General features: G+C 59.2%; 11 protein-coding genes. 2 read left to right on the plus strand and 9 right to left on the minus strand.

Annotated features, from left to right (window positions below):
- Window positions 1-91: 91 nt before the first annotated feature.
- The 9 genes from G1E_RS17395 to rpmH form a co-directional block, all read right to left on the minus strand.
- The gene (locus tag G1E_RS17395) at window positions 92-964 is read right to left on the minus strand and encodes a ParB/RepB/Spo0J family partition protein (protein WP_009684666.1); all 873 of its coding nucleotides are present in this window, start codon (window positions 962-964) and stop codon (window positions 92-94) included.
- 9 nt (window positions 965-973) lie between these two features.
- Window positions 974-1,765, minus strand: coding sequence for a ParA family protein (locus G1E_RS17400; RefSeq protein WP_009684667.1), 792 nt, complete (start codon window positions 1,763-1,765; stop codon window positions 974-976).
- Between the two features lie 18 nt (window positions 1,766-1,783).
- Window positions 1,784-2,434: a 16S rRNA (guanine(527)-N(7))-methyltransferase RsmG gene (gene rsmG / locus G1E_RS17405; protein ID WP_009684668.1), complete on the minus strand. Its 651-nt coding sequence runs from the start codon at window positions 2,432-2,434 to the stop codon at window positions 1,784-1,786.
- Window positions 2,431-4,323, minus strand: coding sequence for a tRNA uridine-5-carboxymethylaminomethyl(34) synthesis enzyme MnmG (gene mnmG, locus G1E_RS17410; protein WP_009684669.1), 1,893 nt, complete (start codon window positions 4,321-4,323; stop codon window positions 2,431-2,433). The genes rsmG and mnmG overlap by 4 nt, the downstream gene beginning before the upstream one ends.
- 588 nt (window positions 4,324-4,911) lie before the next feature.
- Window positions 4,912-6,282 (minus strand): tRNA uridine-5-carboxymethylaminomethyl(34) synthesis GTPase MnmE, encoded by a 1,371-nt coding sequence (gene mnmE / locus G1E_RS17415; RefSeq protein WP_009684670.1) that lies wholly within the window; start codon window positions 6,280-6,282, stop codon window positions 4,912-4,914.
- Between the two features lie 87 nt (window positions 6,283-6,369).
- Entirely contained in the window at window positions 6,370-8,052 is a 1,683-nt protein-coding gene (gene yidC / locus G1E_RS17420; protein ID WP_009684671.1) for a membrane protein insertase YidC, read from the minus strand.
- A gap of 2 nt (window positions 8,053-8,054) precedes the next feature.
- Complete coding sequence (yidD, locus tag G1E_RS27770; RefSeq protein WP_009684672.1) at window positions 8,055-8,300, minus strand: membrane protein insertion efficiency factor YidD; 246 nt, start codon at window positions 8,298-8,300, stop codon at window positions 8,055-8,057.
- Complete coding sequence (gene rnpA, locus G1E_RS17425; RefSeq protein ID WP_033690744.1) at window positions 8,293-8,697, minus strand: ribonuclease P protein component; 405 nt, start codon at window positions 8,695-8,697, stop codon at window positions 8,293-8,295. The genes yidD and rnpA overlap by 8 nt, the downstream gene beginning before the upstream one ends.
- A gap of 13 nt (window positions 8,698-8,710) precedes the next feature.
- A complete protein-coding gene (gene rpmH / locus G1E_RS27775) occupies window positions 8,711-8,845 on the minus strand; it encodes a 50S ribosomal protein L34 (protein ID WP_003253163.1) in 135 nt (44 codons plus the stop codon).
- A 595-nt stretch (window positions 8,846-9,440) separates the two neighbouring features.
- Here rpmH and dnaA point away from each other — a divergent pair.
- Entirely contained in the window at window positions 9,441-10,985 is a 1,545-nt protein-coding gene (dnaA, locus tag G1E_RS17430) for a chromosomal replication initiator protein DnaA (RefSeq protein ID WP_029886847.1), read from the plus strand.
- 40 nt (window positions 10,986-11,025) lie between these two features.
- The gene (dnaN, locus tag G1E_RS17435) at window positions 11,026-12,129 is read left to right on the plus strand and encodes a DNA polymerase III subunit beta (RefSeq protein ID WP_009684676.1); all 1,104 of its coding nucleotides are present in this window, start codon (window positions 11,026-11,028) and stop codon (window positions 12,127-12,129) included.
- The last annotated feature ends 4 nt before the right edge of the window (window positions 12,130-12,133 follow it).

Raw genomic sequence — 12,133 nt, forward strand, 5'->3', positions numbered from 1 at the left:
CGACAAAATGCGCGCAGAGTATAGGGGTGGTTTAACCCCTATTCAACTCTTCGGTAGTGATTTCCGACTGCCCGCTACAACAGCAATTGTTTCAGCGGATGTGTGCAAGCACACCTTGCAACTCGTCAAGCGAGTTGTAGCGAATAACCAATTGGCCTTTGCCCTTGTTGCCGTGGCGAATCTGCACAGCCGAGCCCAGGCGCTCTGCGAGCCGCTGTTCAAGGCGCGCGATATCCGGATCAGGTTTGCCCGGTTCGGCCGGTTCAGGCTTGTCGCTGAGCCACTGGCGAACCAGTGCTTCAGTTTGGCGCACGGTGAGGCCACGTGCGACAACATGACGCGCCCCCTCTTCCTGGCGATTCTCATCCAACCCGAGCAATGCGCGGGCATGACCCATTTCCAGGTCGCCGTGGGCGAGCATGGTCTTGATCGCCTCTGGCAAGGTAATCAGGCGCAGCAGGTTGGCCACGGTGACCCGCGACTTGCCGACCGCATCGGCCACCTGTTGCTGAGTCAGTTCGAACTCCTGCTGCAGCCGCTGCAGGGCCAGCGCCTCTTCCAGCGGGTTGAGGTCTTCACGCTGGATGTTCTCGATCAGTGCCATGGCGATGGCGGCCTCGTCGGCCACTTCGCGGACCATGGCCGGGATGGTGTCCAGGCCGGCCTGCTGGGTGGCACGCCAACGGCGCTCACCGGCAATGATCTCGTAGCGGTTATCGCCGATCGGGCGCACCACGATCGGTTGCATCACCCCATGGTTGCGAATCGAGTGGGCAAGTTCTTCCAGCGCCTGTGGGTCCATGTCCCGGCGTGGCTGATATTTGCCACGCTGGATCAGTTCGACCGGCAGGTGCTGAAGCTCCTTTTGGTCGATCTTCACAGCCTGCTCTTCGAGCGCGCTCACGGTAGGACCACTGAGCAGTGCATCCAACCCACGTCCGAGACCCCGTTTCTTGACGGCCATACGGATTCCTTAAGTTGTCTGTGCAGTGCGCGACTGACGGCGTTGCCGGCGAACCAGTTCCCCAGCCAGCGCCAGATAAGCCAGGGCGCCACGCGATTGCTTGTCGTAGGCCAGGGCCGGCATGCCGAAGCTGGGCGCCTCGGCCAGGCGAATGTTGCGCGGAATGACCGTGTCGTAAAGCTGGGGCCCGAAGTGCTCCTTGAGCTGGGCCGACACATCGTTGTTCAGGCTCAGGCGGGGATCGTACATGGTCCGCAGCAAGCCCTCGATCTTCAGCTCCGGGTTCAGCCGGGCAGCGATGCGCTTGATGTTATCCACAAGGTCACTGAGACCCTCCAGTGCGTAGTACTCGCACTGCATGGGGATGATCACGCCATCGGCTGCGACCAGGGCGTTGAGCGTAAGCATCGACAGCGACGGCGGGCAATCGATCAGGATGTAGTCGTAGTTGTCACGGATGGGCGCCAGCGCGTTGCGCAGGCGGCTTTCCTTGACCTGCATTTCCAGCAGCACCACTTCGGCGGCGGTCAGGTCGCGGTTGGCCGGCAGCAGCTGAAAACCACCGTGCTCGGAGTAATGCATGGCCTGGGCCAGGTCGCACTCCCCGATCAGCAGGTCGTAGACCGAGTGCTCGAGTTCGTGTTTGTCCACACCGCTGCCCATGGTGGCGTTGCCCTGCGGATCGAGGTCGATCAGCAGCACACGACGCTTGGTTGCGGCCAGCGAGGCGGCGAGATTGATACAGGTGGTGGTCTTGCCTACACCACCTTTCTGGTTCGCGATTGCGAATACCTTAGCCATTGATGCGCGTGTTCCCAGTCATGCCTTGCGGCGCAGTATCAGCAGATGGCGCTGGCCCTGGCAACCTGGAACGGTCAGGGCCTGTTCGCTTTCCACTGTGAAGTCTGCGGGCAATGCTACCAGTTCATCGGCAGGATGCAGCCCCTTCATTGCAAGCCATTGCGTCCCGGTGTCGCCCAGGTGGCGGGTCCAGTTGGTGAAGTTCTCCATGCTGCTGAAGGCACGGGAGATGATCCCATCGAACGGTTGTGCAGGTTGGAACGCCTCGACCCGGCTGTGGATAACCGTGAGGTTGTCTAGCTTGAGTTCCATTTTCACCTGGGTCAGGAAGCGGGTTTTCTTGCCATTGGCATCGAGCACGGTCACCCGCTTGTGCGGGTGCAGGATAGCCAAAGGAATACCAGGCATGCCACCACCACTGCCGACATCCAGCCAGTTGTCCCGCGCGCTGTGGATAAACGCCATGACGCTCAGACTGTCGAGCAGATGCCGCGAAACCATCTCGTCTGGGTCGCGCACGGCGGTCAGGTTGTAGGCTTTGTTCCATTTGATCAACAAGGCCAGGTAGCCGAGCAGTTTTTCATGCTGCTCGGCACTCAGTTCTACACCAAGCTGCCGCGCACCTGTGGACAACTCTTCAGCATGTTGCGGGGTAACCAGGGCACTCAAGCGCTTTGCTCCAATTCGCGGCCAGCGCCGCGTTTTTTCAAGTGAATCAGCAACAGGGAAATCGCCGCCGGGGTCACGCCTGGAATGCGCGATGCCTGGCCCAGGGTTTCCGGGCGGGTCTGGCCCAGCTTGCCCTGGATCTCCTTCGACAGGCCGGAAATGGTCGTGTAGTCGATATCCACAGGCAACCGGGTGTCCTCGCTGGCACGCAGGCGAGCGATCTCATCCTGCTGGCGATCGATGTAACCGGCGTACTTGGTGCGAATCTCGACCTGTTCGGCGACCTGTGGATCGATTGCCTCACCGCCGGTGGCCTCGATCAGGCCGGCGTAGTCGATTTCCGGGCGGGCCAGAAGGTTGAGCAAGCTGTACTCGTGGCTGAGCGGCGTGCCGAACTTATCCACAATGGCTTGGCCTTGTTCGGTATTGGGTCGTACCCAGGTCGACTTCAGGCGCTGCTCCTCGCGCTCGATACCGTCGCGCTTGGCGCAGAAGGCCGCCCAGCGCTGGTCATCGATCAGGCCCAGTTCACGGCCCTTTTCGGTCAGACGCAGGTCGGCGTTGTCTTCGCGCAGAATCAGCCGGTACTCGGCACGCGACGTAAACATACGGTACGGCTCCTGGGTGCCCAGGGTAATCAGGTCGTCGACCAGTACGCCGATGTAGGCCTCGTCACGGCGAGGGCACCAGCTGTCACGGCCTTGTGCCCGCAACGCGGCGTTGGTCCCGGCCAGCAGGCCCTGGGCGCCGGCTTCTTCGTAACCGGTGGTGCCATTGATCTGGCCGGCGAAGAACAAGCCGCCGATGACTTTGGTCTCGAGGCTGTACTTGAGGTCACGCGGGTCGAAGTAGTCGTACTCGATGGCATAGCCAGGGCGCACGATGTGGGCGTTTTCCATGCCACGGATCGAACGGACCAGTTCCAGCTGCACGTCGAACGGCAGCGACGTGGAAATACCGTTCGGGTACAGCTCATGGGTGGTCAAGCCCTCGGGCTCGATGAACACCTGGTGGCTTTCCTTGTCGGCGAACCGGTGGATCTTGTCTTCGATCGATGGGCAGTAGCGCGGGCCCACACCTTCGATCACGCCCGAATACATGGGCGAGCGGTCGAGGTTCGAGGCAATGATCTCGTGGGTACGCGCGTTGGTATGGGTAATCCAGCAACTGACTTGGCGCGGGTGCATTTCGGCATTGCCCATGAACGACATCACCGGTATGGGCGTATCGCCTGGTTGCTCGGTCATGACCGAAAAATCCACCGAACGACCGTCGATACGTGGTGGCGTACCCGTTTTCAAGCGGCCCACGCGCAGTGGTAGCTCGCGCATACGGTGTGCCAGCGCGATCGAAGGCGGATCACCGGCACGACCACCTGAATGGTTTTGCAAGCCGATGTGGATCAGGCCGCCAAGGAAGGTACCGGTGGTCAGTACCACCGATTCGGCAAAGAAACGCAGACCCATCTGGGTCACCACGCCTTTGACCTGATCCTGCTCGACGATCAGGTCATCGCAGGACTGCTGGAATATCCACAGGTTTGGCTGGTTCTCCAGGATTTCTCGAACCACCGCCTTGTAGATGGCGCGGTCGGCCTGGGCACGGGTTGCCCGTACAGCTGGACCTTTGCGGTTATTCAGAACGCGGAACTGGATGCCGCTCTTGTCGGTAGCCAACGCCATGGCGCCGCCAAGGGCATCGATCTCTTTGACCAGATGGCTTTTGCCGATACCGCCGATAGCGGGGTTGCAGCTCATGTGACCGAGGGTTTCCACGTTATGGGTCAACAGCAGGGTTTTCACACCCATGCGTGCTGACGCAAGCGCAGCCTCGGTACCGGCATGGCCGCCGCCGATGACGATCACTTCAAAACGGGAAGGGAAATCCACCACGCACCTCGTGCCTGTTTTTGCGAATAGAGAAGGTAAGCCGACAAGTATAGGGACTTACCCCCCCTTAAAGAAACCGTCTGAGCAAATTTTGACCAGTCTGTGGATGAGTGGCACACAACAGAAATCAAAGAAGAGAAATTTATAAAAGCTTTGTTTTTATGTTTATTCTTATGCACAGCCTTATCTGTGGATAAACCTTTGCAGGCTTTGAATTACGTAATGTACAGAGAAATTAAACCCTGTGGTTGGAGTGGCCTGAGGGGTATGGATAACGTGATTTAGCCTGTGGATTAAATGCCTGTTTACCCACAGGGGGTTTGGTCCTCAGAAAAAAAGCATGCTTATCAACGGTGCTGAAGGCGGGTTTTCCACAGGGCTCCTGAACGCATTTCCAAGCTTGTGTATGAAAAATTGTGAGCCTGTACTGGCCTTCTGGCAGGTAAACCCTTTCCCACAGGAGGGCGGAACAAGCATGGCAAGCAGGAAGCTTGTGGGTGCTGGCAGGCCGGCACGGCAGATGCGTGAATTCCAGGCAAAAAAAAGCCGCTCCCGAAGAAGCGGCCATTGGCAGTGCCCGGCTGTGGATTATTTGCCAATACAGAAGCTGGAGAAGATCCGCCCCAGCAAATCATCCGAACTGAGTGCCCCGGTGATCTCGCCCAACGCATGCTGGGCCTGACGCAGGTCTTCCGCCAACAGCTCTCCCGCGCCCGCCAGGGTCAGTTGTGCGCGGCCATGCTCCAAGTGCTCACTGGCCTGGCGCAACGCTTCCAGGTGGCGCCTGCGGGCGCTGAAACCGCTCTCGGCAGTCTGTTCATAACCCATGCAGGCCTTCAGGTGGTCGCGTAGCAGCTGCAGGCCTGCGTCATTGCCCTTGGCGCTGAGGGTGATCGTGACGTGGCCATCATCGCTTTGTTCCAGCCCTACCCGCTCGCCACTCAGGTCTGCCTTGTTACGGATCAGCGTAACCTTCGCCGGGTCTGGCCGCTGGTCGAGAAACTCTGGCCACAGGGCAAACGGGTCGCTGGCTTCGGGCGCTGTGGAGTCGACCACCAGCAATACCCGGTCAGCCTCGCCAATGGCCTTCAGCGCCCGTTCCACACCAATCTTTTCCACATGGTCATCGGTGGCCCGCAACCCGGCGGTGTCCACCACATGCAGCGGCATGCCATCAATGTGGATATGTTCGCGCAAAATATCCCGTGTGGTGCCGGCAATGTCGGTGACGATCGCCGCTTCGCGCCCGGCCAGCTGGTTCAGCAGGCTGGATTTACCGGCATTGGGCCTGCCGGCGATAACCACCGTCATGCCGTCGCGCAGCAATGCACCCTGCCCGGCCTCGCGCTGCACGGTGGATAACTCTCGGCGTACGGTATCGAGCATCGAAAGCACGTGGCCGTCGGCGAGGAAGTCGATCTCTTCTTCAGGGAAGTCGATCGCTGCCTCGACGTAGATGCGCAATGCGATCAACGCCTCGGTCAAACCATGCACACGCTTGGAGAACTCGCCCTGCAGCGAGCGCAGGGCGTTGCGGGCCGCCTGGCTGGAGCTGGCCTCGATCAGGTCGGCAATAGCTTCGGCCTGCGCCAGGTCGAGCTTGTCGTTGAGGAATGCGCGCTCGCTGAACTCACCTGGGCGGGCCAGCCGACAGCCAACTTGTACACAGCGCTGCAGCAGCATATCCAGCACCACCGGGCCACCGTGGCCCTGCAGCTCAAGCACGTCCTCGCCGGTGAACGAATTGGGCCCGGGGAAGAACAACGCGATCCCTTCGTCCAGTACCAGCCCGTCCTCATCGCGGAAGGGGCCGTAATGGGCGTGGCGCGGGGTAAGCGTACGGCCGGTGATCAATTGCCCAGCCTTGGCGGCCAGGGGCCCGGACAACCTGACAATCCCCACCCCGCCGCGGCCCTGGGCGGTGGCGATGGCTGCGATGGTTTCACGCACAATGTTCATGCTCGAAAGCCTCTACGACAATAACGACAGATAGCAAAAACGCCCCACTAGGGGGCGTTTTTATTCACAGGCTAGCGTAGCAGCCCGTCAGGCAGCAGCTTTTTTCGTGGCTGCTTCGATGCGACGTGTGATGTACCACTGCTGCGAAATCGACAAGCAGTTGTTCACAACCCAGTACAGCACCAGACCCGCTGGGAACCACAGGAAGAAGAAGGTGAAGATGATCGGCATCATTTTCATCACCTTGGCCTGCATCGGATCCGGCGGCGTTGGGTTCAGGCGTTGCTGGATGAACATGGTGGCGCCCATGATGATCGGCAGGATGAAGAACGGATCCTTGATCGACAGGTCGGTAATCCACAGCATCCATGGCGCCTGGCGCATTTCAACGCTTTCCAGCAGCACCCAGTACAGGGCCAGGAACACCGGCATCTGCACCAGGATCGGCAGGCAGCCGCCCAACGGGTTGATCTTCTCTTTCTTGTACAGCTCCATCATCGCCTGGGACATCTTCTGGCGATCATCACCGAAGCGCTCTTTCAACGCGGCGAGTTTCGGTGCAACGGCACGCATGCGCGCCATGGAACGGTAGCTGGCAGCCGACAACGGGAAGAACAGGCCTTTGATCAGCATGGTCAGCACGATGATCGACCAGCCCCAGTTGCCCAGCAGGCTGTGGATATGTTGCAGCAGCCAGAAGATCGGCTGGGCGATGAACCACAGGAAGCCGTAGTCGACGGTCAGTTCCAGGCCTGGGGACAATTCCTTGAGCTTGGACTGGATCTTCGGACCGGCATACAGCATGGCGCTGGTTTCAACCTTGCCACCGGCAGGTACGTTCAGTGCCGGGCCGGTGTAGCCGATGATGTAGTTGCCCTGGCTGTCCTTGCGCGTCTGAACAACGTTGTTGTCCGACTTGGCCGGGATCCACGCGGTCACGAAGTAGTGCTGCAGCCAGGCTACCCAGCCACCAGACACATTTTCTTTCAAATTGCCCTTGTCCATGTCCTTCATCGAGACCTTTTTGTAAGGCTCGGAAGCTGTCCACAGGGCTGCACCCAGGTAGGTGGCGGTGCCGGTCGCAGTGCTCGAAGACGGATCGCCGCTGGCGTCACGCTTGAGCTGGGCAAACATGTTGCCGCTCCACGGCTGGCTGCTCTGGTTGTCGATCAGGTAGCTGACATTCAGGTCGTACTCACCGCGCTTGAAGCTGAAGCGCTTGATGTAGTTGACGCCGTTGTCGCTGAACTTCAGGTCGACCACCAGTTGCTGCTGGCCGTCAGCCAGTTGGTAGCTTTTCTGCTCGGCGGCATACAGTGGGCGGCCGCTGGCGCGGGCATCCGGGCCGTTGGCGCCGGTCAGGCCACTTTGTGCCAGGTAGACACGCTCACCACCATTGTCGAACAACTGGAACGGGATGTCCGGGTGGTCCTGGCGGCGGGGGTATTTCGGCAGGTTAAGCTGGACGATGTCACCACCAACCGGGTCGATAGCCAGCTCAAGGACGTCGGTCTTGACGCGGATCAGGTCCTTGCTGAGTGCGACCGGTGCCAGTTCGGCAGGGCTGGAGTCGGCGTTGGCGCTCGGTACATCGGCGCTGGCACCGTTGTTACCGGCCGGCACGCCATCGGGCAAGCCCGGCGCAACAGTGCTGGCAGCAGTATTCTGAGTCGGCAAGGCAGCTTGGCCGTAGTCATCGTTCCACTTCAGGACCATGACGTAGGACACGACTGCCAGCGCGGCGATCAGGATCGTGCGTTTAATATCCATGATTACTCGGCTATCGAAGAAGTTCGGGAGGAAGGAGCGGGTGGAACGGGGTCGAAACCGCCTGCATTCCACGGATGACAACGCCCCAGGCGACGAACAGCCAGCCACCCACCACGCCACAAGCCATGATTTTCGATGGCTTCGTAGGCGTAACAGGAGCAGCTGGGGAAGAAACGACAGTGGCTGGCCATCAGAGGACTAATGGCGTAACGGTAAAACTGGATCGGAACGAGCGCCAGTTTACGCATCTTGGCTGTCTACCCCTGCGCAATTGGCGGTGACTACTGGTGCTGGGCGGGAGCGCGCCAGGCGTTTCCAGAGTTTGCCAAAGTGTTGGTGCAATTCCGGGTTTTCTACTTCACCCAATCCCTTGCGCGCGACGATCACGATGTCCAGGCCGGCGAGTGACTGCTGGTTCAGACGAAAGGAATCGCGCATCAAGCGCTTGAGGCGATTGCGTTGAACGGCGAGTTTGACGCTTTTCTTGCCGATCACCAGGCCCAGCCGTGGGTGATCGAGGCCGTTCTCGCGAGCAAGGATCAGCAGGTTTTTCCCTGGAACCTTGCCGGTTGGGGAGTCGAAGACCGCTTTGAAATGCCGGGGTGTAAGCAGTCGCTTTTCCCGACTGAAGTCCTGACTCACCACCTGTGCCGAAAAATCAAATGGCCAGACGCTTACGGCCTTTGGCACGACGACGCGACAGAACAGCGCGGCCGTTCTTGGTAGCCATACGGGCACGGAAACCGTGAGTGCGCGCGCGCTTGATGGTGCTTGGTTGGAAAGTACGTTTCATGGCGTGTTACCTGGTTTGTCGACGACGGGCCGGGATGGCCCCCTTTTTACGAGACCGGCGATTCTAGAGAAAGCAAGCCCGTAGGTCAATTTCCAACCAGTCTTTCCCTATAGAGCATGTGATGGACGGCAACTGCTCGGCCATGACCCCAGGGTGCTTGATCGAAGGTACGCGTTGGGGACAACATGAAAAAAAAGAAGAGAGATATAAAAAGCTTTTCTGATAAACCTATAAAGCTTAGGTGGATAACTTTCTGTGGATAACCTACTTCAGGCCACGGTTAATGGGATGTACAGCGTTTCATAAGTATGTTCTGAACCCGTGCTGCGCTTGTTTCGTAGGTGGTCGCAACCTGTGGATTAAATCGCCTGTTATACACAGGTGGATTATCCACAGGCTAGAACCCAGGGTTGTGCATAGCCCTCATGGCGGGTTATCCACAGAGCTTATCAACACCGCCTTCATGCCAATCTGGTCGATAAATGGCTGATTTGTCATGGTTACTCATGTGTCCACATGTGGATAACTGGACGCTCGACCGGTACAATGGCGGTTTGTTTTTGCCTCATCCGGCTTTCAAACTCAGGGGATATCCGTGTCAGTGGAACTTTGGCAGCAGTGCGTGGAGCTTCTGCGCGATGAACTGCCTGCCCAGCAATTCAACACCTGGATCCGTCCGCTACAGGTCGAAGCCGAAGGCGACGAGTTGCGCGTCTATGCGCCTAACCGTTTCGTTCTCGATTGGGTCAATGAAAAGTACCTGGGCCGCTTGCTCGAATTGTTGGGCGAGAACGGCAGCGGCATAGCACCTGCCCTTTCCTTATTAATAGGCAGCCGCCGCAGCTCGGCCCCGCGCGCCGCGCCCAACGCGCCGGTCAGTGCTGCGGTCGCCGCTTCACAGGCGCAGACCCAGGCCAAAAGCCAGACCCTCAAGGCTGCGCCTGCTGCGGCCACACTCGAACCTGCAGCAGTAACGGTTACCGAATCTGTGCCGATGGATGAAATGGCCGAGCCGTCTTCGCGCGACAGCTTCGATGCCATGGCTGAGCCGGCCGCTGCGCCAGCCACCAGTGGCAGGGCCGAACAGCGCACCGTACAGGTTGAAGGTGCGCTCAAGCACACCAGCTATCTGAACCGAACCTTCACCTTCGATACCTTTGTCGAGGGTAAGTCGAACCAGCTGGCGCGCGCAGCGGCCTGGCAGGTCGCAGACAACCCCAAGCATGGCTACAACCCGTTGTTCCTTTATGGCGGTGTGGGTCTGGGTAAAACCCACCTTATGCATGCTGTGGGTAACCACCTGCTGAAGAAGAACCCGAACGCCAAGGTTGTGTACCTGCATTCGGAGCGCTTCGTCGCAGACATGGTCAAGGCGCTGCAGCTCAATGCCATCAACGAATTCAAGCGTTTCTACCGTTCGGTAGATGCGCTGCTGATTGACGATATCCAGTTCTTTGCCCGCAAGGAGCGCTCCCAGGAAGAATTCTTCCACACCTTCAACGCGCTGCTTGAGGGTGGCCAGCAGGTCATCCTGACCTCCGACCGCTACCCCAAAGAGATCGAAGGCCTGGAAGAGCGCTTGAAGTCGCGCTTTGGCTGGGGCCTCACGGTTGCCGTAGAGCCGCCAGAGCTGGAGACGCGTGTAGCCATCCTCATGAAGAAGGCTGACCAGGCCAAGGTCGAACTGCCGCATGATGCAGCGTTCTTCATCGCCCAGCGTATCCGTTCCAACGTTCGCGAACTGGAAGGTGCGCTGAAGCGGGTGATCGCTCACTCGCATTTCATGGGGCGCGATATCACCATCGAGCTGATCCGCGAATCGCTGAAGGACCTTCTGGCCCTGCAGGACAAGCTGGTCAGTGTGGATAACATTCAGCGTACCGTCGCCGAATACTACAAGATCAAGATCTCCGATTTGCTGTCCAAGCGACGCTCGCGTTCCGTGGCGCGCCCTCGCCAGGTGGCCATGGCGCTGTCCAAAGAGCTGACCAACCATAGCTTGCCGGAAATCGGCGACATGTTTGGCGGGCGCGACCATACGACCGTGCTGCACGCCTGCCGCAAGATCAACGAATTGAAGGAATCCGACGCGGATATCCGCGAGGACTACAAGAACCTGCTGCGAACGCTGACGACCTGATGGCCGTGTGCGCAGCTAATTGAAGGCAAGGGACTAGACCATGCATTTCACCATTCAACGCGAAGCCCTGTTGAAACCCCTGCAACTGGTCGCCGGTGTCGTCGAGCGCCGTCAGACCTTGCCGGTCCTGTCCAACGTGTTGCTGGTCGTGCAAGGCCAGCAACTGTCGTTGACCGGTACCGACCTGGAAGTCGAACTGGTAGGCCGCGTGCAACTGGAAGAGCCGGCTGAGCCTGGCGAGATCACTGTCCCGGCGCGCAAGCTGATGGACATCTGCAAAAGCCTGCCCAATGACGCCCTGATCGATATCAAGGTTGACGAGCAGAAACTGTTGCTCAAGGCCGGCCGTAGCCGTTTCACCTTGTCCACCCTGCCTGCCAACGACTTCCCCACAGTGGAAGAAGGCCCGGGTTCGCTGACCTGCAACCTGGAGCAGAGCAAGCTGCGCCGTTTGATCGAGCGCACCAGCTTCGCCATGGCTCAGCAGGATGTGCGCTACTACCTCAACGGCATGCTGCTTGAGGTTTCCCGCAACACCCTGCGTGCAGTGTCTACCGACGGTCACCGCTTGGCCCTGTGCTCCATGACGGCGCCCATCGAGCAAGACGACCGTCACCAGGTCATCGTGCCCCGCAAAGGTATCCTGGAGTTGGCGCGCTTGCTGACCGACCCAGAAGGCATGGTCAGCATCGTGCTCGGCCAGCACCACATTCGCGCGACCACTGGCGAGTTCACCTTTACCTCCAAGCTGGTAGACGGCAAATTCCCCGACTATGAGCGCGTATTGCCCAAAGGCGGCGACAAGGTGGTGGTTGGCGATCGTCAGGCGTTGCGTGAGGCATTCAGCCGTACCTCGATTCTTTCCAACGAGAAGTACCGCGGTATTCGCCTGCAGCTGGCTGCTGGCCAATTGAAGATTCAGGCCAATAACCCCGAGCAGGAAGAGGCGGAAGAAGAAATCAGTGTGGACTACGATGGTAGCTCGCTGGAAATCGGCTTCAACGTCAGCTACCTGCTGGATGTGCTGGGCGTGATGACCACTGAGCAAGTTCGTCTGATCCTGTCTGACTCCAACAGCAGTGCGCTGCTGCAGGAAGCCGGGAATGATGATTCTTCCTACGTTGTCATGCCGATGCGCCTGTAACCTG

The sequence above is a fragment of the Pseudomonas sp. TJI-51 genome, assembly GCF_000190455.2.
Taxonomy (GTDB): Bacteria; Pseudomonadota; Gammaproteobacteria; order Pseudomonadales; family Pseudomonadaceae; genus Aquipseudomonas; species Aquipseudomonas juntendi.

Coding starts and splice junctions, on each gene's coding strand:
- G1E_RS17395 (WP_009684666.1), bottom strand. CDS start 964: ATGGCCGTCAAGAAACGGGGTCTCGGACGTGGGTTGGATGCACTGCTC.
- G1E_RS17400 (WP_009684667.1), bottom strand. CDS start 1,765: ATGGCTAAGGTATTCGCAATCGCGAACCAGAAAGGTGGTGTAGGCAAG.
- mnmE (WP_009684670.1), bottom strand. CDS start 6,282: ATGAACATTGTGCGTGAAACCATCGCAGCCATCGCCACCGCCCAGGGC.
- yidC (WP_009684671.1), bottom strand. CDS start 8,052: ATGGATATTAAACGCACGATCCTGATCGCCGCGCTGGCAGTCGTGTCC.
- yidD (WP_009684672.1), bottom strand. CDS start 8,300: ATGCGTAAACTGGCGCTCGTTCCGATCCAGTTTTACCGTTACGCCATT.
- rpmH (WP_003253163.1), bottom strand. CDS start 8,845: ATGAAACGTACTTTCCAACCAAGCACCATCAAGCGCGCGCGCACTCAC.
- dnaN (WP_009684676.1), top strand. CDS start 11,026: ATGCATTTCACCATTCAACGCGAAGCCCTGTTGAAACCCCTGCAACTG.